Genomic DNA, 26,291 nt, shown 5'->3' with positions numbered 1-26,291 from the left:
CCTTTGTTGTCATATCTCTTAATCTGCCTGTTCGACATATGCATGATACTTACGATCCAATATCTCTAACTCTGCCTTATGGTCACGTATTTCATTTCTTAACACATGCATGGTTTTTCGAACCGCACTCAGTCCATCCTTCACCTGACGTTCGGCTTTGCGAATTTTGTCCTGAACCATCCAGTCCACGAAGAGGTTATCGAAGAAATAGTCTGCGAATGAAAGCAGACCTCCCAGATGCAGATCCGCGTGTACAGCCATCTCTACATCCTCCAATTCCTTCTGGAAACGTCGTAGACGCTTACCTGCATCCATGATAGCGACCTGAGCATCATCCATTCTTCCTCGCTTGATATGCGTGGAGATGACCCCACCGCCCATCATGTCATATACACCCCAATTACCTGCCGAAGCCAAAGCCTTCTCCGCACGTTCAAGAGCATCAACCAGATACTCCCCCTCCCGGAAAGCTTCATCCAGTTCCTGTAGCTCGCTCGCCAGATGTTCCCGATTCTCAGCCATCTGTTGCAATTCCGCATCCTGGTCCAGCAGACGACCTTCCTTCTTCCCCCACAGCGCGTTGTAATCGCTCTGCCAATACTGATACTGCCGCCCGCCCTCCAACTCCTGCTCCACATGAATTCGTTGCTCCTGTACGTCTTGTAACATGCGACAAGCGGTGTCGTAAGCAGCCTTGCTCTCCATCAGTTCCAGCTCTTCCTTCTCCAGCTGTTCTGTCTTCTTGCCAATCAGTTGATAGAAAAATGCCGACAAAGTCATACTGTTCAGTCGATCAACGTCCTTCTTCTCCTTCTGGAGATGCTCCAGACGACGTTTTACCTTTGCTTCCCATTCGCTTTCCTCCGTTTGAAGTTTCTCCAGACGTTTGGTCCATTTCTCGTAAATTCTCCCCTTTTCCTTGAGCACTGCCAACTGTTCATTAATTTCCTTATACATAAGTGTGGTGTTCTCTCCCTTCTATGGAATTCTTTACTTATAAAACGTAATGAACATACAGAACGTTTCACATAAAATCGCAAATTCGCAGACAAAAAAATCGCCCTTTTCTCCAATGCGACATAAAGTCACTGTAGAAGAAAGGGCGATGTTTAGTTATAAATCAAGACTTGCTCTGTTCAATCTGCTCTGCAAGTTCATTCAGAACGGTCCAGCGTTCCATCAATTCATCCAGATGACGTTCAGCCTCAACCTGCTCCGCCATCAACTCCTGCAGACGGGCAGAATCACTAAATGACTCTTCCATCTCTTTGTTAATCCGGACAAGATTGGCTTCAGCCTTCTCAATATTTTCATCAATCTGGTCGTATTCACGTTGCTCCTTGAAGCTGAATTTCAACTTCGGTTTAGCCGCTGACTCAGCAGGAGTCGTTTTCTCCGATGACTGCTTCACCTTCGCCGCTCCTGTGTCACTCTCTTGATTAGCTCCAGGTGCATTTTTCAACATCCATTCCGCATATTCACTGTAGTCGCCGACGTGTACACGTACAGCACCGTTGCCCTCAAAAGACAGCACTTTATCCACAGTACGATCAAGGAAATAGCGATCATGGGATACCACAAAAACAACACCCGGGAAATCATCCAGATAGTCTTCCAGTACAGCGAGTGTCTGGATGTCCAGATCATTCGTCGGCTCATCCAGCAGCAATACATTAGGCGCAGCCATTAGAACACGCAACAGATACAGGCGACGCTTCTCGCCACCAGACAGACGTGAGATTGGCGTCCACTGGGATGCCGGGGTAAACAGGAATCGCTCCAGCATCTGGGATGCTGTAATCAGAGAGCCATCGGCTGTTTTCACATTCTCGGCCACTTCTTTGATGTACTCAATGACACGAAGGGATTCATCCATCTCCTGATGTTCCTGTGTGAAGTAACCCAGATTGACCGTAGGACCGACGTCAACCACACCTGCATCGGGTTCCAGCTTGCCAGATATCATCTGTAACAACGTGGACTTACCACTACCATTCGGTCCAACAATCCCTACCCGATCTCCAGGTACGGCAATATAACTCAGATCTTCGATCAGCGTGCGACCACCGACGGATTTGGAAAGATGCTCGATCTCCAGAATCTTTTTACCCAAACGGGTGGAGCCAACCGATACTTCCAATGAACCCGAGCGCTGGACTCCTTGTTGGTCTTTGAGTTGTTCGAACCGATCAATTCTCGCTTTTTGTTTCGTTGTCCGTGCCTTGGCACCACGACGAATCCATGCAAGCTCTGTCCGAAGCAAGTTCTTACGCTTCTGTTCGGAAGAGGCTTCCCGTTCTTCGCGCTCCGCCTTCAGTTCCAGGAAACGTGTATAGTTGGCTTCATAGCGGAACAAACGGCCATGATCCAATTCCAGCATGACATTCGCCACACGATCCAGGAAATACCGATCATGCGTAATCATAAGCAGTGCGCCGCGGCGCTTCTGCAAGTACTGCTCAAGCCATACTACCGAATCATTATCAATATGGTTCGTCGGCTCATCCAGAATGAGCAGTTCGCAAGGGTGAATCAGCGCGGCAGCGAGTGCTACCCTTTTGCGTTGTCCACCAGACAATGTGCCCATTAGTGCATCGAATTGACGAATACCCAATTTGGACAAAATGCTCTTCGCTTCGCTCTCCATCTGCCAGAGCTGAAGCTGCTCCATTTGCTGATTCAAACGTAATAACCGCTCTTGTAATGCTGGATCGGACGAATTCAGTTCCAATAGTTCCATCGTTTCCGTATATTCACGCACGGTTTTCATTTCCATGCTGTCACCTTCGAATACTTGTTGCAGTACCGTATTATCTGGATTGAAGTCCGGATTTTGTGCCAGGAACTGAATACGTACGTCATTACCGATCGAGATCTGTCCCGCGTCTGCAGGTTCCATACCAGAAATTACACGCAAAAACGTGGATTTTCCGGTTCCATTTACCCCAACGACACCAATCTTGTCCTGATCAGCCATGCCAAATGAAGCATCCTTGAACAATATTTTTTCGCCATAACTTTTTGCAACTTGCTCTACCGTCATTATGTTCATTGCTCGTACCCACTTCTCTGTGAATTAAAATTCAATATTACTCGTACCCACACAAGCACTTACGTTTTCAAAAAGGACCGACACCCATCCAGAAATAATGCTGCTGAGAAGGCAATTCGTTTGTTCAGATCTTCTTCGTTGAACTCTGGATTAAGCATAATATCCATCTTCAGACGATCCAGAATCCCAATGTATGATTTGGCTAATAAGACTGGCTCAGGTACACTTGCACTTTCCAATACCTCACACACCATGCTCATGTATTGATTCATGAATGCCTTCATGAATTTCATCAGATCCGGATCATTATTGGGTGCCATAAAAAAGAGCTTGGTATGATTGCGACGCTCATAATAATACGTAAGATGCGTCTTGGCTATTGCGCCAAGTTTATCACCTGTGTTCTCATGCGAGTTCAAAGCATATTCAAGACGACTGATAAAACTGTTACAATCCCGCTTGGATACTGCGATAAATAATTGTTCCTTGCTTTTGAAATATAAATAAATGGTGCCTTTTGCGATGCCGGCTTCGTCCGCAATATCAGACATTTTGGTCTCATAAAAACCTTTCGAGCCAAAAATTCCATAGGCCGCATCCAAAATAGCCTCCGATTTGTCTCCCTGTACAGTGCTCAAATGTTACTCCCTCCTACAACGTCAAAATGTTACCTAAACCAATCGCCACACATCCGCCGATCATCGAGCTAAGCACGTTCACCAGGTCGTTACTCATCCATGCCCAGCCACGAGCCTGAACCGTTGGATGCCCGCAATGTTCATGTACCTCAACTTCACGGCCACACACAGTACAACGATACATCATCTGCACCGTTGCGCCCAGATAGGAATCGGCAAAAGCCCCTGCTAACCCGCCTGCAAGACCGACAAAAGTCCAACTAAACAGACTAAGGCCTTCTATCCCGGCGATCCAGGAAAACAAGAATGCTCCCGCACCAATCAGAGCCCCGCCTACGGCTGCAGCCACGGTGCCAAGAAGTGAGACACCTCCTGAAGCACCTGGCGTAAGTACCTTCCACGTGAGAACAGAGCGCGGCGGCTTGCGACTGAGACTCCCAATTTCGGTTGCCCATGTATCCGATGTAACGGTAGCCATTACACCTATGAAAGCATACACCCATGCCAGATGTGGAAATATCCAGTATCCCAGACATAGGAACATACCCATTCCACCATTAGCCATCACTTGCCCAGCATCCCGATTTCCTGACTTGGCATAGGATTTCTCCAGCTCCTGCTTCCGATCTTTACGAAACCTGGAGAGCAACGTTGAAGTAATGAAAAACAACAATAACGTGCCAAACCAGAACAGGTTACCCGCTCCGTAATATATCGTTCCCATCATGATGGCTGCCAGGCAGCCAGACAGGGTTAGCGACTTTTTCGCATAGGCAGCACCTGCCACCATAGAAGCGCATACGGCGCCAATAATCCAATCCATAATGTCTCCTGCATGCAGCGTATGTACAGCCCGCATGACGTTTATTGTATTTTTGAAATTCAATTATACCACGGTTTGATGTCAATGCCGAAACTCCTTACGCCAGCACACAAAAAACCTGTTTTGGCCTCGTGTAGAAGTGCCAAAACAGGTTATTGATCAAACGTTAAAACAAGATAACTTCCCTTTTCAAGTTACGTCTGGAATTCGGTGTTCCCAGGGTCTGTTTCAGACCCGCTTCGCTCCTCCAATGACCCCATATCGGTAGAGTACTCTGCGACCAAACCAGTTGAACAAACGATCCGTCAGGAATCCCATAAAACCCAGGGAAATCAGTCCGACAAAGATCCAATCTGTTCGGAAAAAGAGTCTGGAGTTCCAGATTAAGTAACCCACTCCCTCATTGGAGGCAATCATCTCAGCACCGATTATGGCCATATACGAGGTTCCCATCGCCAGTCGCACACCTGTGAAGATATACGGGGTTGTCGCCGGAACAATCACATGCAGCAGAATCTGCCGTTCATTGGCTCCCATACTGCGGGCCGACCGGATTTTGTCTTCTTCAACGGAGAGTACACCTGTCAGTGTATTCAATACAACAATGAAGAAGGTTGCATACATAATGAGCGCGATCTTGGATTGCTCACCAATTCCGAACCACACCAGAAATAAGGTAATAAAAGCAATCGGCGGGATAAAGCGTATAAAGTTAAGGAATGGCTCAGCGAACAGCCGGATGATATGCACCTTGCCAATAATCAGTCCTACCGGAATAGCAATGATGCTTCCGAGTACCCAGCCCGCCAGTACACGAGTGAAACTGATTCCGATATACTCCATCAGCGTACCGTCAGCTATCAGTTCGCGTGCTCCCAGGATCGTGTGCCACGGACCAGGGATTACGTCAGGCCCATAGATAAGGGCACCAAGCTGCCAGATTAAGATGACCGTTACCCATAGAAGCGGGATAGACACCCATTTTTTCTCCAACCATTTCATCTTACATATCACCTCAGTTATTCTTCAAAGTGGCCTTGAATTCGGTCATACAGGGTGTTGAACTCAGACGAGGCGATGTTCCTTGGGTAAGGTAACGTGTTGTGGTAAATATCCGTTATATTCGAAGACGGACCTACAGACATAATGCCTATGCGCTCACCCAGCAATAACGCCTCCTGAATATCGTGAGTGACAAAGATAACGGTTTTATGTGTTTCTTTCCAAATATTAACCAGTTCCTTCTGCATGGTCCGCCGCGTCATTGCGTCCAGCGCACCGAATGGCTCATCCATCAGCAAGATCGCCGAGTCATTCGCAAGTACCCGAGCCAATTGAACCCGCTGTTTCATGCCACCCGAGAGCTCTTTCGAGAATTTCCCCTCATGAGCACTCAGTCCCACAAGCTGGATGTATCGATCAGAGATCTCACGTCGTTGTGTCTTAGGCACCTTGGACATTCGAAGTCCGAATTCAACATTTTCCCTCACGGTTAGCCATGGAAAGAGAGAAGAATCCGCCTGCTGGAACACCATCGCCCGATCCCTGCCCGGTCTGTCGATCTCCTTGTTGTCTACCTTGAGCTGTCCGCCCGACTTGGAAATAAAACCCGCGATCATGTTCAGCAGCGTTGACTTCCCGCAACCACTGGGACCAAGCAGGACAAAGAACTCTCCTCCCTTGATAACCAGATCGATATCCTTAATGATATAATGCACATCCCCATTGGTCGGGGCATGATACGTTTTCCGAAGCTGTTCAATATGAATGGTATGCTCAGTTGCAGGTAAGGACATAACGGACACCTCCCATTTCATTTCAATAAGAATTATTTACTGTATGTCACTTTTTCCGGCAGAGCCTGTTGGAGAGAAGTCAAGTCGAGTTTGGTGTCGAGATCAAAATCCTGTTCGATGATTCCGGTGTCCACCATATATTGCTTCTGACCTGCCAAACTATCATAAGCAGCCTGCGTAAATCCAACTTCCCATGGATTGATCGGAAGGTCTTTCAACGTGGCATCTTTAGGCTGTTTGGTCTCTTGATACATCAGATCAGCAACCTCTTCAGGATGCGCTTGGGCATACGTGGATGCTTCATCCAGCGCCGCAAGGAAGTCACTTATCTTTTCAGGGTTTGCCTGGATGAATTCATTACTCGATACCAGTCCCATACCAAGGCGTATAGGGGTCTGAGACATATCCGTCAGCTGATGTACTCCTTCGAGTGCATCGAATTTATCGGTTAACGCGGAACCTATAACCCAAGCGGCATCAAGGTCTCCCTGTTTCAGTGCGATGTAGGCTTCATCAAAAGCCCCCTGACCAATTTGCGTCACATCACTCAGCGCCACTCCCTGATCTTTCAAGTACTCATCCCATAGATACGGAATAAATGTGCCTCGAATGAAACTCACTTTCTTGCCCTTCAAATCCGCTCCACTCTGAATATCCTCTCTTGCATACAGCTTCCAGGCGGCTGCCGCTTCATCCGTAGTCTGACCTGCGGAAGCGACGACTGAATATTCCCCTTTAGCCAAAGCATTTAATACAGGGAAGTCCGCCCCGTACGCAATATCTACCTGTTTGATAAATAGTGCATTTACACCTTCAGCCGGTGAGCCAAACGTAATACTCTCTGCATCAATGCCCCTGTTTTCAAAAAAACCTTTGGCAATGGCTACCCTGAACGTTGGGTTCGTACTTGTATCTGCGATTCGAATTTTTACATTATCGGTATTCTTGCCGGTAGCGTCTTTTGCTCCAGATCCTGCTGCGTTTGAACTGCATCCGGATAATAGGAGTGCCGTAGCCAGAAATAATATCAATATGCCGGTTACTATGGATGGTTTTCTCACAATATACACCCCATTCGATCTAGTCATGATTGACGCTTAACCGCCTGACTTGCCTTCATCCGACGTTGCCACACAGGCTGCACCCTCCACAAATGGAAGAGTTGTCTCTACGCTCACGATGGATGCAGAACCTTTGGGCGCTGCTCCCGGGACCCTGTAGTTGGAGACATCAATGGCTTCGATGGCAACTTCCTGCGGTTTCTCCAACTGTGGAACCCACTGATAAGGAACTCGATATGAGCGATAGACCATATTGGTATTCCGCCCATCCGTGTACGGGGAGACATACTCCCAGACCAGCTCATGCTCCGCTGTGACTTCGAACAATCGGCCATTGGAACCTTCGGTTATCAGGGTGTTGCCGTTAGGTAAACGCTGGGCGGAACTGATGTATGGGCTATAAAATTTATAAGAATCCGTCGGAACCGAGAAACCTGCTTCTGCCGATGTATACTGCCAGACAATCTCCAGGGTGACCGGGTTAATCTCCAGTACACGGGAGTGATCCCGAATCGCATGTTTCAATCCAAATGGAGAAGCCGGATTTGGGAGGCCATAACCTGCCCAGCCGCCATTGTCGAATACGAGCAAGTTGCCTTCTCCCGGTAGACCTTGGGGAATGATATGTGCATGATGCTGTCCGATAATTGTGCCAATGTGTTTCGCTTCAGTTGAAGCATAGTCTGGCCCTAGTCTCCACACGATCTTTCCGCTCTGTCTGTCCGTAATGGCGATTATATTGGCCTCTCTGGCATCCCAGATAATATTGTCGGGGTGGAACCGTTCGTCTCCTTCTTCATAGAAACGGTTGGGTCCGACATAAGAAGCAGAATTAATATGTAACCAGTCACCGACGCCACCACCCAGATGACCGAAAGAACGTGTATTCGGATCACGGAACAGGACATTTCGAGCAGCTTCATCAAAACCTAATTCTTCAAAGTGTTCGTTAGGCAGCCACTCCCAGAGTACCTTCCCCTCCCAATCGACTTCGATAATGGCATCATCAAGCAATGGCTTATCTGAAATTTGCGGGTTACTCACATTTTTGTGTGCCAGAATAAGTGTTTTGCCACTCTTCGTCTTTGGCGCAAGGCCGGGTGCATAATAACCTACCGGATTCCCCTCACGCTGATAATCATGATGCTGGCGGGCATACCATAGTGGCTCATACCCCGGATCTTCGATGTGTTCGTAGCTATTGTATTTCCATACAATGTTGCCGTCCCAATCCACCTGAACCAGATCGACATTATCCTGAATACCGAACTTCGGATCTCTTCGACCCGTGCTGCCCAGCACGTAGCCGCCAGGTAATATTTTGGCCGGAAAACCTAACAATCCTTTCCATAGGTGGACCTCCTTGCCATTCATATCGATCAACACTACGCCTTCCTCACCTGCCTGATAAACGGTATAACCGCCCCAAGCCTTATCCGGATAGTATAACGTTGCTCCAGTTGGATATATTGTTGAGTGTCCCATTGATCATCTCTCCCTAGAATGTTTGTGGTATATCAAATGTCGTTACATTGACCCAACCTCAATAACTGAGATAGTTCCTCTTCCCGGTACTGTCCTGCTGCTTCTGCTCAAGGTTACTTGTCGAGGACCGATCATGTTCTTGTATCCCGTTGTTCTCCGCCAATTCCAGCACCGTGTCCGAGAACCCCTCCAGATTCGCTACTACCCGCTCGTAGAATTGACTTTGCTGCTCCAGTTCCTCACTCGTAAAACCCTCAAACAGAAGCGTGATACATCGGGCACCGATGTTGCTGTTTCTCGCATACATCTCCCGCCCGCTTGATGTGATATCCAGTAAAACCGTCCGGCGGTCGTCTTCCTTTCGTCTGCGGATGGTGAGTCCCTTTTTCTCCAACTTATCGGTCAGAGCTGTAATGGCACCCGATGTAAAGTCCAACTGTTCTGCCAGATCTCCAAGCCGCTGTTCTCCTTCACGAATGATCTTGTGCAGGATAAGCATGCCTGGCAGGCTGATACCTTCTACAGAGATTCGATCCCGCTCTTTGACGAATCGTCTGACCATTTTGCGAAATAACCAATCCGTCCGCTCCAACGCTTCCCAGTCTCTATCACTCATTCCATAACCTCCCTGATCGTTTGAAGCTTCAATAAAGATACGAAAAAAGGCCCCCGAGGACATTCCTTAGAGGAGTAGTCCCGGGAGCCTTTGGTGGTCCAATCAGCTCAATGCAGTTTTCAGTTCAAATTAGTTCACTGTTCATTTAATGAGTATTAAAATAATTGAGATTATCATATAACCAACTAACCCAACCTGTCAAGTGTGAATTGTTTTTTGATCTTTTCTTGTTGCAGCCATTCTCAGCCAGGTTGAAATTACTTATCCTGTTTTAAGTTTCACTTCAGGTTTCCCGTTTACACTATTCTTAGATCGAAACATCAACAACTACATCTACGACAAGCTACGATTCAGTTCGTACTCAACTACAGAAATGAGGATTATCCATATGAATATGAAAAGAGTCATTATTATAGGCACAATGATTGTCACCATGTCCTTCGCCGGAACAGCATGGGGCCAATCCGCCATCTCCCCTATACCTACTGCTAAATGGTCCATCGTTGACTTGGATACTCGTGAGGGAAACAGCGACGAGCTGCTCAGCGCTCTGAATCAGGCTTCAGAAGCGGATCTCTATCAGGAACTGTACAGCGGCAAATCACTGAGGACGATTACGGAAGAAAATAACGGGAATTTGGATGAGGTCATTGCTGTACAAGTAAGACAGCTCAGAGAGCAGTTGGATGAACGGCTCGCAAGTGGAAGTATCCGTTCGGAGCAACATGCTGCACAACAAGCTGAACTGGAAGAGTTGGTCACACAGAGCGCAAATACAGCATACAGCTTGGCGTAAATTAGGAGCGTATCCGTACAATGAAGGTATAAACATATATCCACGATAACAAAGCAAAAAGGAGCGTATTCACGCCCCTTTCTTGTAACCTATTCATCTCAAGCAGGTTGATGTGTAATCCTTATTGCGCTGCCCCAATCTTGCAGGCACCCAAGGATTCGCCGTCCCATGCCAGTTCGAGCACATCTCCTGCTTGTGTTGGTCCAACACCTTCAGGTGTTCCTGTAAAAATGACATCGCCCGGCCCCAGGCCGTAATGGTGACCTACATAATCCACAATATCCTGTAAACTGAAGATCATATTACGAATGTTACCACGCTGGACTTCCTCACCATTTTTGGTCAATGTAAAGTCTTTTTCCAGTAATGCTGCCGCACCCGGGAATGCCTGAAATGCAGTAACCGGAGCGGAATTTTTGAACCCTTTGGCCGCCGTCCACGGGTGGCCCTTTTTCTTAATCACGGTCTGTACATCACGTAACGTAAAATCAATACCAAACCCATACGCATCCACCAGTTCATCTACCGCCATACCTGGCTCAAAATTCCGGCCGATTTGAACGACCAATTCAGCTTCATAGTGAACTTCACCCTTGGTAGCAGGCAATTCAAGCGTTTCGCCATTCAGGGGCACGACTGCATGAGAAGGTTTCATAAAGATCATTGGCTCATCCGGAACCGCGTTACCCAATTCTTCCGCGTGAAGTTTATAATTGCGTCCTACACAGTATACATTGCGAATGTTAGTCAACATGGGTATATTACCACCTTTATCGGATTCATTAGTGCATATAGGAAAGTTAGGGTCTGAAAAATCGGCTGCTCGTCTCCTGAAATGCCAGCTCCCATACGTCAGGACGGTTCGTACATAACATGAGTTCTGGATCAACCGCCGCCAGTTTCTTCATAATGGTCTTGTCATCCACTGTCCAAGCCATCACCCGAATGCCTGCACTCCGCATCTCGTTCATTAAGGATTTATCTACATTGGTGTATCCAATCGAGAGGAATGTACAATTCATCTTCCGCAGGGCGGTTAACAGATCGCCTGGTCGTGCATCGATAATCAGCCCCGTCTGGATCTCCGGTGCAAGTTTCTTCACTTCGATCAGAGCGGCTGGTTCAAATGAAGTAATCACAACATCATTTTGCATATGTCTTTTTCTCACTTCATGTACAACAGCCGCAGGCAGACCCGGGTACATGTCTCCCTGCGTTTTCAGTTCAATGTTCAAACGCACTCTGCCGCACGAGCGATCTAACAATTCACTTAGCGCCGGAATCCGTTCGCCTTTGTAAGACTTATTTTTCCATGCTCCGGCATCCAGACGTTGCAGATCAGCCCAATCGGTTTCCCGAACCAGGCCCTTGCCATTCGTCGTGCGATCCACTGTAAAATCATGAATAACCACTGGCACACCATCACGCGACAACTGCACATCCAGCTCCATCCACTGAACTTCAGGCCGCTCCATGGCCATCAGGAATGCAGCCATCGTATTCTCTGGTGCAATAGAAGAAAATCCACGGTGCGCTACACAAAGGTTGTTCATTCGATTCCCTCCTCAAAAAGGTTTTTAATTAGGTGAAGCGACCCCATTCCCATCATATCGAATACCCGGGGAGAGCTTAGCCATCTGTTCCAACAGCAGTTTGTTCGCCTCATCGATCATCGGAATGGCCTGACCAAGCCCAGCCTCATAAGGGATAACTTTCATGCTGCAAGCTGCATCTTGACTACAGCGAGCCTGAAATACCGCCGTTTTCCAAGTCTCTTCGGTTGTTGATCTGGAGAAAATGAAATTTCCCGTACTGTATGCAATCCACTTCCCCTTATAGTACTCCAACCCTTGCAACACATGAGGATGACCACCTATGACCAGATCAGCGCCAGCATCTACAAACTCATGAGCCAATCGGGTCTGGTCACTATTCGGAGTACTTACACGTTCCTCTCCCCAGTGTGCAACCACGATCACCAGATCAGCCTTCTTACGGGCCTCCTGGATCGCTTTGACTGCTCCTGTGGAATCGTAGGCTTCAGCCACGCCAGCCCGATTGCCTTCAGCCTTCCAACTCGTTTCCGGTACAACGCGGGAGAACCCAAGCAATGCAATCTTCATGCCTTTGCGTTCCAGATATGCTGGTGCATAGGCCTCATCCCTGTTCATACCTGCCCCGGTGTGAGCTATGCCATATTCCTTGAGATAAGTTAACGTATCCACCAAGCCCTCTACGCCCTGATCCAAAATATGATTGTTAGCCAAATTGACAGCATCAAAACCGGCTGAAGCCATTGCCGCCAATGCTTTGGGCGATGATTTGTAGACATAGGTTTTATCAGCTGCACTGGTACCACCATGAGTTATTGGTGTCTCCAGGTTACCGATGGTAAGATCATCATCCTTGAATAATCTGCCGAGTTTGGCAAAGGGATAGTCATAACCGTTCTTATCCAGCAACTCAGCAACTTTGCCCGAGAATTGAATATCACCAACAAAGTTAATCGTGACATCCTTCGCTGAATTGGAAGGTTTCGACGTCCCTGATTCCTGATCCACACCTGCATTTCCCTTGGTGCTGGATGGTGTCGAAGTTGCTACAGGTTTTTTCGTTCCGGATTCTGCTTTCTCACTATTGGTATTGCCTGAAGTGTCAGGTGTCGCTACTCCAGATGTCTTATCTGCATCCGCTGTTGTCTCTTCATCCGTAGCTTCGTGTTCTTCTTCCGAATTCTCATCGGATTCCGAGTCTGGAGAAGTTACTTGATCGCCGCCTTTGGCATCGTCTCCAATGGAAGGCTGATCCTGATCGACGATTTCTTGTTTCACCGGCTGGTCTGCCTGTTGCTGACGTGTATCAATGACATAAAAAATGCCCACCAGACCAATTGCAATGATCAATACAATATTAACTGTCCAGATGATTGTGATTGTATTGCGGGTGCGTTTACTACCTTTTTTCTTCTTTACGCTTCGCTCTGATCTTGGGGGATACATAAGCAACTCCTCTTCTTCTTCACAGCCATACATACCATTATATCAGGCATATTCTGGATTTCCATCATTCGTTGGAACTGTATCGATTGAAAGGGTATGAACTCAGTTAGCTTCCAGATCTTCACATAAAAAAAGCCATCTCTCCAGTAGATAATTCTACGTTTGAGACAGCACTCTTGCTGTACTTAATCTGCTGCAAGCTCTTGTGTAGCCTGAACAGACATTTCCTTCGCTTGTCTGATGCAATCAGGCAAACCTACGCCCTCATAACCTGCACCTGCAATGTACACACCCGGTAATTTGCTGCCAAGCTCCTCACGGAGGACGGCAATATGTTGGAGGTGTCCCACCGGATACTGTGGCATGGATTTACGTAGCCTTGTAATCTCGGAGAAGATCGGCACTGCTTCAATACCCATCGTCTCTCTAAGATCCTTGAGAACGAGATTCGTCAGCGCTTCATCCGGAAGCTCTACGTTCTGTTCGTCACCGGAGCGACCAACATAACAGCGAAGCAGCACCTTATCATCCGGGCTCGTATGCAGCCATTTCGTCGATGTCCACGTGCAAGCCGTAATATTCCGACCCTCTTTCCGCGGAACGAGGAAACCGGACCCGTCGAATACATGCTCCACCTCTTTTTTCTCAAAAGCGAGCACTACATTGGCTACAGACACATAGTTAATCGCATCCAGTGCCGCTGTGTCGACGTGAGGCTTCAGCAGCTCCGATGCGACATATGTTGGCACAGTAACCACTACATCATCGGCTTCAAGCATTTCGCCATCACCAAGTTCAACACGGTATCTGGTTTCCGCTCCATCAAGGCGTTGCAGCGACTTCACCGCAGTGTTCAGACGTTGGTCCACATCCTGCAACTCATGGACGAGTGCATGAACAAGGCTCTGAAGTCCCTGACGAAAGTTCAGAAAGGCACTTCGTTTTGTTCCGGTATGCGTCTCAGCCGGTTTGCGCCCCGTCATCATGCCCCGGATCAAGCTGCCGTAATCACGCTCTACTTCTCCGAACTGCGGGAAGGTAGCCTGGAGGCTCAATCGCCGCATATCACCTGCATAGATTCCTGCGAGCAGTGGTTCCGTCAAGTTCTCCAGCACTTCTGCTCCAAGACGACGTTCAATCATATAACCGAGCGATTCATCCTCTGTTGTACGACGTGGCGGGATGACAAAATCCATCAATGCCCGCAGTTTGCCTGCTGGAGAGACCAGACCACTTCTCAAGAATGGTCTTAGTTCTGTCGGAATACCGAGAACAAGTCCTGCTGGCATAGGATGAAGCTTGCCACGCTGCATGATATATGTTTTCTTCGACTCCGGATTCTGACTGACCAGTTCATGATCAATCTCCAATTCTTTGGCAAGATCAATCATTGCTGTTTTGCGAGCCAGGAAAGAATCCGGCCCTTTTTCAATCACAAATCCATCCCGGTGCAGTGTCTCAATCATGCCTCCCATGGAGGAGCTTTTCTCGACCAAAGTAATCACGGGTTCAACTCCCGCTTCCCGGTAATGCTTACGGATATAAAATGCCGCGCTGAGGCCGGTAAGGCCACCGCCGACAACAACAACACGGCGTTTCTTATCACCCATTACTCATCCGACCCTTGCTGCCATTGGCTTATAATAACGTCGCTTAACGTCTCCATGTATAGAGGATCGCTATTGAGGGAGTCAATACGCATCAGGCGCATGTCGATCTCTTTGGCAATCGATTTGGCCTCAATATCGAGATCATAGAGCACTTCGAGATGATCCGAGACAAACCCGATTGGTGCCACAAGTACATCCTCTACCTGTTCACGAGAAAGCTCCTGTAACGTATCCAGAATATCCGGTCCAAGCCAAGGCTCAGCTGTTCGTCCGGCACTCTGCCACGTAAATTGCCAATTGGTTATGCCTACACGTGAGGCAATCACTTCCGAAGTCTCCAGCAATTGTTGCGGGTATGGATCACCCATCTCCACAATACGTGCCGGCAGACTGTGCGCACTAAACAACACCTTCACATCTCCGCGTTTTGCTCCAGCTTCTTCGAACGCATCCAACTTGGCACTGACACGTGTGGACAACGCCTGAATTAACTTCGGATGCAGATGATAACTCTCAATAAAGGACATATGAACGCCCAGCTCTTCTGCTTTTTCACGCGCACGTTTGATATAACTGCCTACACTCATCGTGGAAAAATGAGGAGCCAGTACAATACCAATGGCTGTCTGAATTCCATCCTTCGCCATCTGCTCCACGCCATCCTCAATAAACGGATAGGCATGCTTCAGTCCTTGATAACAACGGAATTCCACATCAGCGCCACGCTCATCGCGGTTTAATGTCTCTTGAAGGGCCTTGACCTGATTGTCTGTGTTCTCACGAAGTGGGAAAACACCGCCAACAATGGCTTCATAACGGTCCGTCAGTTCCTTCAATTGCTCCGGTTCAGGCGGACGTCCTCTGCGGATATGTGTGTAATACGCTTCAACACTCTCCATATTTTCCGGTGTGCCATACGACATCACCAGTACACCTACAGTATTAGTCATTGGTTACCGTCACCCCAGTCTTCATTGCTTCGGCAGAATATTCATGAATATACGCCGTTAGTTCTCTGAGCTTCTCTAGCGATGCTTCAGGAAATAATCCGTGTCCGAGGTTGAAAATATAACCCGGCTCCTTGATTCCTTCGTCAATAATCACTTTGGCTTGCTCTTTAATCAGTTCCATCGGGGCAGTCAGCAAATATGGGTCCAGGTTACCCTGTACTGCAAATTTGCCGCCAAGCCGTTGACGCCCTTCCGAAATGGATACTCTCCAGTCGAGTCCAATCACATCGGCTTGCAGATTATGCAGTGTTGGCAACAACTCACCGGATGCAACACCAGGGAAATAAATCTTCGGTACATTCAAATCCGATAATTCGGTAAAGATACGGGTAATCGTAGGCAACACATATGTTCTGAAGTCTTTGGGAGAAAGTGCTCCAACCCAGCTGTCAAACAACTGGAATGCCTTACCGCCATTCGCAATATGCGCACGGACATATGTAATAACCATATCACCAAGCTTCTGCATCAGCTTGTGCCATACTTCAGGCTCGCTGTACATCATCGTTTTGGTGCGGATGTAACCTTTCGAAGGTTGTCCTTCGATCAGATAACTCGCAATCGTGAAAGGTGCGCCCGCAAACGTAATCAGAGGCACGTCAAGTTCCTTATCCAGAATTCGAATGGTCTCCAGAATATGTGACAGATCTCCTTCGACGTCAATGGGACGCAAACGATCCACATCTGCAGCGGACCGAATAGGATTATCGATAACTGGACCAATATTTTTTACAATGTCAAAATCAATGCCCAGTGAGGCAACCGGATTCATAATATCGGAATACAAAATAGCCGCATCTACACCAAGCTTGCGTACGGGCATGAGTGTAACTTCAGCCGCCAGCTCGGGTTGTTGGCAGATTTCTAGCAAGGAGTACTTTTCTTTAATCTTGCGATATTCAGGATCGTAACGTCCAGCCTGACGCATGTACCATACCGGAACACGGTCGACCTGTTGCTTGAAACTTGCCCGAATCAGTCGATCATTATAGCTCATGTAAGAAGCCTCCAATAGTTTTTGGACTCATAATTACCATTATGCCCTTTTTAAACAGCCGTAACAACCACATGCAGATGCGTTCTACGTGACAATACTATGACATTCCTTACACCCCTCCTCCATATGCCAATTATGTTATAATGAAAGAATGGTGTTTTTTTGAGAATTACAGAAATATCTTTGAAAGGAAGTGAAAGCACTTTGAAAACATGGAAAGTAAACCTCATTGTGCTTTGGTTCGGACAATTTTTGGTCAATTCGGGCATGACCATGATTACCCCATTTTTGTCCCTGTATCTCGCAAGAGATCTTGGCGTTGTTGGCGAACATGAAATTGGCATTTGGGCCGGATTTATATTTGCAGCCAATTTCCTGACCTCATTTTTGTTCCAACCGCTCTGGGGCAAGTTATCGGACAAGTATGGCCGCAAAGTTATGCTGCTGCGCTCGGGATTCGGAATGGCCATCGTGATCGCCCTTATGGGTCTGGCACAGAATCCCTGGCAGCTTCTCTTATTGCGTTTGCTTAACGGTACAATTTCCGGTTTCAATCCTGCAGCTGTTGCGCTGATATCGGGTACCACTCCGAAGGACCGAATGGGTTTCGCCATGGGAATCAGTCAGTCCGGGCAGGTTGCCGGCACGATCCTGGGTCCGCTCATTGGTGGATTGCTAGCTGATGCGGTAGGCTTCCGTCCCATTTTCTACATTACAGGCGGACTGATCTTCGTCGCTTCCATGCTCGCCATGTTCCTGGTGAGAGAGAAATTCGACCGCAAAGAAGCAGCCAAACTGCCGGCACAATCCGTATTGTCCGGTCTGAAGGAGTTGAACAAATCACCTCAACTGCCCGCACTGTTTGCTGTGACGTTCCTGTTGCAATTTGCGATGATAAGCCCCATGTCACTCTTGCCGCTGTATGTACAAAAATTGCATGCTTCGGATGTAAATGTGGCCTTCTGGGCAGGACTTGTCGGTGCAGTTACGGGACTATCCAATATGGCGATGTCTCCGATTCTCGGGAAGCTGAGTGACCGGATTGGTCCTCACAAGGTGCTGACGTTCTCTCTCATAGGAACAGGACTCATGCTTATTCCGCAGGCATTTGTTCAGACCGTGTGGCAGCTCATTCTTGTTCGTTTCATGATGGGTGTGTTCATGGGTGGCCTGCTTCCAAGCGTTAACGCCTTGATCCGTTCCTACACATCAGATAGCATGATTAGCCGTGCATTCAGTTTTAATACGAGCACTTTGGCGTTGGGCAACATGCTTGGGGCCGTCATCGGAGGCTTTATGGCAGGATTCATCGGAATAGAAGGTCTCTTTATCGTTTCTGGTGGACTGCTACTGCTCAATATGGTTTGGGTCAGATTCAAATTGTATAACAAACCTGCTTCTATTCGGGAATCCTGATTCCCTATCCATTTCTTAATGAGTACATCTTACTTTTTCATTTGAAAAAGCCGCTTCCAGCGCCTAATTGGCCTGAGAGCGGCTTTTGTCATTCATGCGCCATTCATCATTTATTTATTAGATTGAATTGTATCGGATAATGTTTCACACCAAATACAAAAGCACTTTGTATCGGTTGCAGAGCCGTTCCCGGCACAAGCTGAATGTTTCCCATGTGCTGAAGCAATGTATGAAGGACTACCCTTGCCTCCAATCGAGCGAGTGGTGCACCCAAACAAAAATGAATGCCAAATCCAAATCCCATATGTCTGTTCGGCTTGCGATCAGATATAAAATCTTCCGGGTTTTCAAATTGGGCACTGTCCCGATTGGCTGCTCCAACCCAGGAAATCACCTGCTCCCCAGCTTGAATCATCTGGCCATTCAACTCTACAGTTTCCTTGGCGACCCGCCCAATCGCGACAATTGGCGGATAATATCTCAGCGTCTCTTCAATCGCAGAAGTAATCCGCTCAGGATGTTCGCGCAACTCCTGTTGTAGCTCGGGTTGTTCAGACAGAATACGAACCGCATTGGTAATCAGGTTGGTTGTTGTTTCATTACCGGCAGCAAGTAAGAGAATACAGAAGCCTACCACTTCATCTGAAGTCAATTGCTGACCATCAATCTCCGCAGCAAGCAGTAATGAGATCAGATCATCCTTTGGCTGCAACCGACGTTCTTCCATAATGCCAGTGAAATAGATATGCAACTCCTGCATATTTCTTTTTTTCTCCTCCAATAACTCCTGGAAGGCCTGCTCACTATCGTCACGCGCGCCTTTCACCAACACATCAGACCAGTCTTTGAACTTTTGACGATCCGCCGCAGGGACTCCGATCAATTCCGCAATGACAATGACGGGCAATGGTGTTGCAAGGTCATCAATAAGTTCCATATGTCCTTCTGACAGGTGTGGAGCAATTAACTCATCTGTGATTTCCTGAATACGCGGAGCCAATGCTTCAATTGCCTTGGGTGTAAACGCCTGATTCACCAGATCACGCAGCTGTTTGTGTTTGGGAGGGTCTGTCGTCAACATGCTCGTATTGGCACGATCACGTGCAGAAGAGAATAGTTTCGGATTTTTCAGAACATACTTCACATCTTCATAACCAAAAACATCCCAACATTCTCGATGCTCATCATATCGGACTGGAGTGTTATCACGAAGTTCTGCATACACCTTGAAGGGAGATAACCTCTCTTCCAAAGTCTCCAGTTCCCGAATCGGAATGTAATTTGCATACTTTCTCGGTGCCTGTTTCATCGTTTCTCCTCCAATCATTATTATATATTTATTTACATATGTTGATCACCCCTATTATAAACATAACTCTATAACGAAACCACTCTTTAGACCGTAATTGATCCCCATTACCTAATATGTGTTACTATCATCCACTTATTCTGTTACCTACTTCTGATATGAGTCCCAATTCGACATTCTTTTATTAAAATGCTTCATTTTATCAGGACAAAAGACTCGCTATGTAATATTAACTAACATTAAAAAGACATTTCTCTCTTCAAAACTTCTAAAGCCAGCTCTTATATATCTCTAGCAGAATGAATATTCTTTCGTAATTCCTCATAAATAATCATTTTACTCTCATTATCTACGAATGTAATCGATTACTCTACCATTATCTAAGTTTGTCATATTACTTAACATGAAATACAATCGATTTGAAATGGTATACATATTCTTCTTAACAAACTTAACATCACACTTACTTGAAGGAGAGTGCTATTCATGAGTAAAACATCCAATCTTCGTCCCTGGGCCGTATGGAGTACCGCAGCTTTAACAGCATTAACTATCTCGTTGTCCCCCATTGGAACCTACGCCGCGCACGCAGCTACGGTAGAGGTGAAAGGTACAACAGGTGCTGTTCAGACAGCAACCACTACTCCGGCTCGCAATACTTCCATCCCTGCAATACCAGACTCTTCCAAGCAATCTGCACTCCCTAATGTATTGGTGATCGGAACTGGCGGAACGATTGCAGGTCAATCTGAGGATGCTACCAGCTTCCAAAATTACAAGGCAGGTACACTTCCGATTGGAGAGATGGTAGACGCCTTACCGGATAAACAGAAGATTGCTGATGTTAGCACACTCCAATTCGGAAACTCAGGTTCAGGTTCCTATAGCATGACCGACCTCTATGACTTGTCGCAGACGGTAGACAAAGCTCTGGCAATGTATGACAGTGTTGTCGTTACCACGGGTACAGATACTATGGAAGAAATCGCTTATTTCCTCGATATGACGGTTCAGAGTGACAAACCTGTCGTAATTACAGGCTCCATGCGTCCATGGACCGTCATCGGTTCTGACGCTCAAGCCAATCTGTACAACGCCATCAAACTTGCAGGCAGTGGTCGTACCACTTCATTCGGCACAGTACTCATGTTGAATGACACAATCCAGCTTGCTCGCGGTGTAACCAAGACCAATGATTATCGGACAGATACGTTTGAAACGCCGATGCTCGGCGCTGTAGGATATATAGATGAAGAGAACATTCGAATCTACCGTGCTCCTGCACGTGCCTTGAAACCAGAAGGCACAGCAAAGCCCGTATTTGATCTAAGTAAAATCACTAAGGCAGATCTGGCCAAAGTAGAAATTGCGATCTCATATCAAGAAGCTGGCGGCGGAGCCATTGAAGGATTCGTGAGCAGCGGTGCCAAAGGAATCGTAACTTCCGGTACCGGAGCTGGCGGTATATCCAGAGCTATGGGACAAGCTCGTACCAAAGCCATTGAAGAAGGTGTCATCTTTGTGACCACCACTCGGACGGGTTCAGGAAGTGTGTATGGCGGTGGCAAAGGTATCATTGCAGGCGACAACCTGAGTCCACAACAAGCTCGTGTATTATTGATGCTGGGTTTGTCCTTCAGTGATGATTTTGACACCATCAAAAAATGGTTTGAAACGTACGGAACACCTGAAGTATAAGAAAGCACTTATCCTTTATAAATTTGGACAAAAATAAGAGATGACACCACCCTTTCATTCAAGGTGTGTCGTCTCTTTCTTTGTGTTTTTCAGAAAACGCCAAACAGAAACACGATCCCCCTCACAAACATAAACGCGTGAGATCGTGTTCCATCGGAGTATTATCTTTAGGAAATTTCCACTGTTACTTCACCCAGGCAAGTACCAGCCCATCGTAATCGGGCAACATGGTCGTCACCAGGCGCGGGTCACTTGCCATCTGTTCATTGAAACGGCGAACCGCAAGCACGGCCGGGCCCTGCTTGTCCGGATTCAGCGTACGACCACGCAGGAAACAATTATCACCTACAATGACAGCACCTGGCCGGGCCAGCTTAATGGCATAATCGAGATATACCGGATAATTCTCCTTATCTGCGTCAATAAAGAAGAAATCAAATGTGCGTCCTTCCTGCTCCAATTGCTCCAGGCTGTCTGCCGCCGGGCCAATCCGATACTCGACCTTTTCGCCAAATCCGCCTTCTTCCATATGACCACGCGCCATTGCCGCATATCCCTCTTTCAGTTCCAGCGAAGTCAGGGTTCCATTCTCACGCAAACCGCGCGCAATGCAGATCCCACTGTAACCGCCCAGCACGCCGATTTCGAGCGCAGCTTCTGCTTTGGATGTCTTCGCTAGAAACGTGAGTAATCGTCCATACGCCGCCGCAACGGATACTTCCGGCATACCGTTCGAACGGATGGCCTCTTTCACTTTCAGCAAAAGATCATCCTCTTGAAATAATTGATTTACATATTCATCAGGGGTCAGATTCACCACTAAAATCCTCCTTGGACACTTGGACTGCTTTCCATATGGATGCCAATGTTCTATAATAAATGTTTGTTATCAACACAGGCGGTTGACAGGTGCACCACTTCGAAAAAGGAGTGCCTACGTTCACCGCATTTCTCATTGTAAGTTTTTTCACGGAAAGCGGCAAGGCCGCACCGTCACTATACAGCAGAGAGAAGGATTTCCCTTCTCCAGCTTGAAATGGAGTTGAAATGAATCACATGGCTCAATTGCAATTGATTGCAACCTCGGCGATGGGACTCGAGGCTGTTGTTGCCCGGGAACTGAAACAACTGGGGTATGAAGATGTTACGATCGACAATGGACGGGTTTTCTTTACAGGAGATTATATTGATATATGCCGTTGTAATCTGTGGCTGAGAAGTTCGGATCGTGTATTGGTGAAAATGGGTGAATTCCCTGCCACAACATTCGACGAATTGTTTGAAGGCACCAAAGCACTGCCTTGGGAAGAGTGGATTCCAGCCGACGGCGAATTCCCTGTAGAGGGTCGTTCTCAAAAATCCCAGTTAAGCAGTGTGCCTGCATCACAAGGGATCGTGAAAAAAGCAATCGTAGAGAAACTGAAGCTGACTTATGACACAGAGTGGTTCCCAGAGGATGGGTCTCGTTATGTGATTGAGGTCATTCTGCTGAACGATCGCGCCCTGCTTACTTTAGATACAACGGGACCAGGTCTGCATAAACGGGGTTATCGTAAACTCGTCACCGAAGCGCCACTGAAAGAAACACTTGCTGCAGCTCTTATTCAGCTCAGCCGCTGGAATGTATCCCGCCCATTCTATGACCCGTGCTGTGGATCAGGTACAATGCTGATCGAAGCCGCCATGATCGGCTGGAACATTGCACCAGGACTTCGTCGGACCTTCAACTCTGAGGATTGGGCTGTGATTCCTGAAGAATTATGGGAACAAGCACGCGAAGAAGCATTCGATGCTGTTCGTGACGATGTCCCGTTACAGATTTCAGGTAGCGATATTGATCCTGAAGCGATTGAAGTTGCTATGGCAGCGATCAAAAGTGCTGGGTTCGCCAAAGATATTGAAGTCAGCGTCCTGCCCGCTCATCGCGCAAGACCACAGGGTGAATATGGTGTCATCATCACCAATCCCCCATATGGCGAACGTTTGAGTGAAGAAAAAGAAGTTCAGAAGTTGCTTCGCTCATTAGGGCGCAGTTACCTCGACATGCCAACATGGTCCTTTTTTGCAATCACATCGACCAAAGCTTTCGAGGAGTATTTCGGTCATAAGGCAGACAAACGTCGCAAGTTGTTCAACGGACGAATTGAAACCCAGTACTATCAGTATTTGGGCCCACTGCCTCCACGAAATAAAGCACCACAATCTTCGTAATTGTTTCAAATCTAAAGTGCTCCTGCCATCCATGGGCGGGGCGCTTTTTTTGTGCGCTTTTCCGATCATATGAATTCATCAACTTCGCTCTTCGCCTCAGCAGAAATCAATTCTTCTGAGGCATAGTTGAAAACACATGAGGCCACGCTATAATGGATGGAGCCCTATTTTACATTCCGATAACAAAACAACAAAAGCAAGGGGGACATACATATGGTTGTCACTCGGCCTACGCGCAGCTCCATGCCACGCGGGCTTCTAAATCATCCATTAACGTTATATCTTATTTTTCTTGTGCTCATGCTGCTCAAACTCATGTGGCTCCATCACAATCTTCACGCTTATAACATTACGATGGGACTGCTGGATAAGGTGATTGCCATTGGATCTTTACTACTCTTGTCCTTCTGGGCCTGGTTGCTGCCACGTAGAGGCATGATCGCGTCTCTCGCCGTGCTTAACCTGCTGCTTACCGGACTAATCTATGCCGATATGGTGTATTATCGCTATTTCCAGGATTTCTTGACCATCCCGGTATTGTTGCAGGCGAGACAAGTTGACGCATTGGGTGACAGCATCGCTACATTGATCTACACAAGTGATCTCTGGTTCTTTGCCGACTGGCTTGTCGTCATCCCGTTCGCAGCTATCGTACTGTTCAGCAGACGTTACCGTTCGAAGTACTCCAGTACATCTGTTACGAGTTACGGGAGTTATTCGTATAACGATGGCAAGATACGGTTGCGCCGCCGTCTCACGGCTGGCAGCATTGCCCTTGTGCTGGGACTTGGCCTCGCCGTCGGCCCGATTTATTTCTACAGCAAAACATGGGCCAAAGGCCTGTTCGATAACAACTGGTGGAATGTATCCATGTACAACGTGACCGGACTACTCGCTTTTCACAGTTATGATCTGTACAACTATGCCAAAGACCACATCGGCTCCGGGCCGCAGGCTGATCCCGCTGATGTTGAGCAAGCAAAGGCATTCTTCGCTGAAAGGCAAGGAACTGCCCCGCAGAATGATGCCTTGTTTGGCAAATATAAAGACAGCAATGTGATCATTGTCCAGGGTGAGGCTTTTATGAACTTCATGATTGGTCAGAGCATTGGCGGTCAGGAGATCACGCCCCATTTTAATGAACTGATGAAGGAAAGCCAGTATTATAGTCACTTTTATCACCAGACCGGTCAGGGTAGAACGTCAGATGCCGATTTTGGCGCAAACATTTCCCTACATCCACTTCCGGTTGGATCAGCCTTTGTACGATATGCAGACCATACGTATGATTCCCTTCCTTCCATCCTGAAGGATAACGGGTATAGCACCAATGTATTTCACGCTTATGAGAGTGGCTTCTGGAATCGGTATACGATGTATCAGAACATGAAGTACGACAAGTTTTATAGTAAAAATGATTTTGCACAGGATGACCCGCTTGGCTGGTCCCTGTCTGATGAATCCTTTTTCCGGCAATCCGTTGAGAAAATGAGTAGTGAGGTGACCGAACCGTTCTATTCCTTCCTAATCACTCTTACCAGCCACCATCCGTATGCCTTGCCAAAAGAGAAGCAGCAACTGGATGTAGGCGAGTTCCAGGGAACCATGTTTGGTAACTATCTGCAGTCCGTTCATTACGTGGATTCGGCGCTCGGCAAGATGGTGGAGGATCTGAAAAATCGGGGATTATGGGAAAATACCATCTTCATGTTCTACGGGGATCACGACAACTCGATTAAGGAACAATCACAATACGAGCAATTTCTGGGACGTTCATTGAACGAACTCGATATGGCACAGATCATGAACGAGGTTCCTCTGCTCGTGCATTTACCGGACGGAGCAGCTCCCGGAACCATCGACGAACCTTCGGGACAACTGGACATCACACCATCCGTGCTGCATCTGCTCGGCGTGTCCGACCTTTCCTATTATCATATGGGTAACGACGTATATGACGGGTCTGAACGTACGGTTGTGCTGCGTAATGGCGCATTCTCGGATGGTTCTGTATTCTACATTCCATCGGATGATTATATCTACGAGAATGGCGCTTGTTATGACTTGTCCACACGTGACAAAACGGATATCAATGCTTGCCGTCCCGCTCATGATGAAGCAACTAAGCGATTGCATGTCTCGGACACGGTCATTACCTATGATTTGATTCAGCGCTTTCAAGAGGAAGACAGTGGAGCAGCAACATCGCAATGAGCAATATCGTAATGACAAGCTAAACAAATACACGAAATGAATTGAATTGGATTTAAAAAGGGGAACTTACATTACATGACATCACACACTGAACCAATCAATATTGAACAGCAATTGTTCGATGCAGCCGCAAACTTCGTGAAGCAACGTTATCCTCAGGGATGGGGCGGTGCGGGTGCCGTCCATACCGAAGCCGGTTCCCTGCTGATTAGCGTAGCTCCAGAGGTCATCAACGATGCCACGCATCTGTGCATGGAAACAGGAGCTTATCTGGAAGCCCACAAATTGAACGAACGTGTCACCCACTCCCTCTGTATCGCTCGTGATGACGAGCATTCAGAATTTAAGGTCCTTACACCTTGCGGTGTATGCCAGGAACGATTATTTTACTGGGGCGAAGAAGTCAAAGCTGCCGTATACGATCCTTCTGGTCAACTGGTCTTCAAGAGACTGGATGAGATTCAACCTTACCATTGGTCCAAGGCATATCGGGATAAATAGTAATCTCCTTGCGAATTATAGAAAGTGGCTTTATAATTGTAACCATATTAGTTTCAACT

At 47.4% G+C, this 26,291-nt stretch carries 23 protein-coding genes; 6 read left to right on the top strand and 17 right to left on the bottom strand.

Annotated features, from left to right (window positions below):
* Positions 1-18 precede the first annotated feature (18 nt).
* From MKZ13_RS10380 to MKZ13_RS10340, 9 genes are all read right to left on the bottom strand, one after another.
* Complete coding sequence (locus MKZ13_RS10380) at positions 19-957, bottom strand: hypothetical protein (protein ID WP_339183818.1); 939 nt, start codon at positions 955-957, stop codon at positions 19-21.
* A 163-nt stretch (positions 958-1,120) separates the two neighbouring features.
* Positions 1,121-3,052: an ABC-F family ATP-binding cassette domain-containing protein gene (locus MKZ13_RS10375; protein WP_339183816.1), complete on the bottom strand. Its 1,932-nt coding sequence runs from the start codon at positions 3,050-3,052 to the stop codon at positions 1,121-1,123.
* Positions 3,053-3,111: 59 nt separating this feature from the next.
* Positions 3,112-3,690, bottom strand: a complete 579-nt coding sequence (locus MKZ13_RS10370; RefSeq protein ID WP_339183814.1) for a TetR/AcrR family transcriptional regulator — start codon at positions 3,688-3,690, stop codon at positions 3,112-3,114.
* Positions 3,691-3,703: 13 nt separating this feature from the next.
* Positions 3,704-4,513, bottom strand: coding sequence for a DUF92 domain-containing protein (locus MKZ13_RS10365; RefSeq protein ID WP_339183812.1), 810 nt, complete (start codon positions 4,511-4,513; stop codon positions 3,704-3,706).
* Between the two features lie 228 nt (positions 4,514-4,741).
* Entirely contained in the window at positions 4,742-5,515 is a 774-nt protein-coding gene (locus MKZ13_RS10360; protein ID WP_091017536.1) for an ABC transporter permease, read from the bottom strand.
* A 17-nt stretch (positions 5,516-5,532) separates the two neighbouring features.
* Positions 5,533-6,309, bottom strand: coding sequence for an ABC transporter ATP-binding protein (locus tag MKZ13_RS10355; RefSeq protein ID WP_339183778.1), 777 nt, complete (start codon positions 6,307-6,309; stop codon positions 5,533-5,535).
* Between the two features lie 32 nt (positions 6,310-6,341).
* On the bottom strand, positions 6,342-7,397 hold the full coding sequence (locus MKZ13_RS10350) for an ABC transporter substrate-binding protein (RefSeq protein ID WP_339183776.1): 1,056 nt from the start codon (positions 7,395-7,397) through the stop codon (positions 6,342-6,344).
* A 9-nt stretch (positions 7,398-7,406) separates the two neighbouring features.
* Entirely contained in the window at positions 7,407-8,855 is a 1,449-nt protein-coding gene (locus MKZ13_RS10345; protein ID WP_339183774.1) for an aryl-sulfate sulfotransferase, read from the bottom strand.
* A gap of 58 nt (positions 8,856-8,913) precedes the next feature.
* Complete coding sequence (locus tag MKZ13_RS10340) at positions 8,914-9,471, bottom strand: MarR family transcriptional regulator (RefSeq protein ID WP_339183773.1); 558 nt, start codon at positions 9,469-9,471, stop codon at positions 8,914-8,916.
* 388 nt (positions 9,472-9,859) lie between these two features.
* Between MKZ13_RS10340 and MKZ13_RS10335 the strand changes: the two genes are divergently transcribed.
* Positions 9,860-10,267, top strand: a complete 408-nt coding sequence (locus MKZ13_RS10335; RefSeq protein ID WP_339183770.1) for a hypothetical protein — start codon at positions 9,860-9,862, stop codon at positions 10,265-10,267.
* 121 nt (positions 10,268-10,388) lie between these two features.
* Here MKZ13_RS10335 and MKZ13_RS10330 read toward each other — a convergent pair whose 3' ends face one another.
* From MKZ13_RS10330 to hemE, 6 genes are all read right to left on the bottom strand, one after another.
* Complete coding sequence (locus MKZ13_RS10330; protein ID WP_221823332.1) at positions 10,389-11,021, bottom strand: fumarylacetoacetate hydrolase family protein; 633 nt, start codon at positions 11,019-11,021, stop codon at positions 10,389-10,391.
* A 46-nt stretch (positions 11,022-11,067) separates the two neighbouring features.
* The gene (locus tag MKZ13_RS10325) at positions 11,068-11,820 is read right to left on the bottom strand and encodes a glycerophosphodiester phosphodiesterase family protein (protein WP_221823330.1); all 753 of its coding nucleotides are present in this window, start codon (positions 11,818-11,820) and stop codon (positions 11,068-11,070) included.
* 24 nt (positions 11,821-11,844) lie between these two features.
* On the bottom strand, positions 11,845-13,266 hold the full coding sequence (locus tag MKZ13_RS10320) for a CapA family protein (RefSeq protein WP_221823328.1): 1,422 nt from the start codon (positions 13,264-13,266) through the stop codon (positions 11,845-11,847).
* 185 nt (positions 13,267-13,451) lie between these two features.
* On the bottom strand, positions 13,452-14,876 hold the full coding sequence (gene hemY / locus MKZ13_RS10315; RefSeq protein ID WP_221823326.1) for a protoporphyrinogen oxidase: 1,425 nt from the start codon (positions 14,874-14,876) through the stop codon (positions 13,452-13,454).
* A complete protein-coding gene (gene hemH / locus MKZ13_RS10310) occupies positions 14,876-15,826 on the bottom strand; it encodes a ferrochelatase (protein ID WP_221823324.1) in 951 nt (316 codons plus the stop codon). Before hemH ends, hemY begins: the two co-directional genes overlap by 1 nt.
* Complete coding sequence (gene hemE, locus MKZ13_RS10305) at positions 15,819-16,883, bottom strand: uroporphyrinogen decarboxylase (protein WP_339183765.1); 1,065 nt, start codon at positions 16,881-16,883, stop codon at positions 15,819-15,821. Before hemE ends, hemH begins: the two co-directional genes overlap by 8 nt.
* A 204-nt stretch (positions 16,884-17,087) precedes the next feature.
* Between hemE and MKZ13_RS10300 the strand changes: the two genes are divergently transcribed.
* On the top strand, positions 17,088-18,299 hold the full coding sequence (locus MKZ13_RS10300; protein WP_339183764.1) for an MFS transporter: 1,212 nt from the start codon (positions 17,088-17,090) through the stop codon (positions 18,297-18,299).
* A 106-nt stretch (positions 18,300-18,405) separates the two neighbouring features.
* On the opposite strand, the gene MKZ13_RS10295 is transcribed toward MKZ13_RS10300, so the two are convergent.
* Positions 18,406-19,608 carry a cytochrome P450 gene (locus tag MKZ13_RS10295; RefSeq protein ID WP_237176079.1) on the bottom strand — a complete coding sequence of 401 codons (1,203 nt, stop codon included), beginning with the start codon at positions 19,606-19,608 and terminating at the stop codon, positions 18,406-18,408.
* A 486-nt stretch (positions 19,609-20,094) separates the two neighbouring features.
* On the opposite strand from MKZ13_RS10295, the gene MKZ13_RS10290 reads away from it, so the two are divergent.
* A complete protein-coding gene (locus tag MKZ13_RS10290; protein ID WP_100529287.1) occupies positions 20,095-21,306 on the top strand; it encodes an asparaginase in 1,212 nt (403 codons plus the stop codon).
* A gap of 184 nt (positions 21,307-21,490) precedes the next feature.
* On the opposite strand, the gene MKZ13_RS10285 is transcribed toward MKZ13_RS10290, so the two are convergent.
* Positions 21,491-22,123 carry an O-methyltransferase gene (locus tag MKZ13_RS10285; RefSeq protein WP_237176081.1) on the bottom strand — a complete coding sequence of 211 codons (633 nt, stop codon included), beginning with the start codon at positions 22,121-22,123 and terminating at the stop codon, positions 21,491-21,493.
* A gap of 239 nt (positions 22,124-22,362) precedes the next feature.
* On the opposite strand from MKZ13_RS10285, the gene MKZ13_RS10280 reads away from it, so the two are divergent.
* From MKZ13_RS10280 to MKZ13_RS10270, 3 genes are all read left to right on the top strand, one after another.
* Positions 22,363-23,517 carry a class I SAM-dependent RNA methyltransferase gene (locus tag MKZ13_RS10280; protein WP_074094429.1) on the top strand — a complete coding sequence of 385 codons (1,155 nt, stop codon included), beginning with the start codon at positions 22,363-22,365 and terminating at the stop codon, positions 23,515-23,517.
* Between the two features lie 213 nt (positions 23,518-23,730).
* Positions 23,731-25,731 (top strand): LTA synthase family protein, encoded by a 2,001-nt coding sequence (locus MKZ13_RS10275; protein WP_339183759.1) that lies wholly within the window; start codon positions 23,731-23,733, stop codon positions 25,729-25,731.
* A gap of 75 nt (positions 25,732-25,806) precedes the next feature.
* Positions 25,807-26,232 carry a cytidine deaminase gene (locus MKZ13_RS10270; RefSeq protein WP_339183757.1) on the top strand — a complete coding sequence of 142 codons (426 nt, stop codon included), beginning with the start codon at positions 25,807-25,809 and terminating at the stop codon, positions 26,230-26,232.
* The last annotated feature ends 59 nt before the right edge of the window (positions 26,233-26,291 follow it).

The organism is Paenibacillus sp. FSL R5-0701 (assembly GCF_037973995.1).
Lineage (GTDB): Bacteria > Bacillota > Bacilli > Paenibacillales > Paenibacillaceae > Paenibacillus.
The sequence above is the reverse complement of the archived record's forward strand: the minus strand, read 5'-3'. Positions and strand labels throughout refer to the sequence as shown.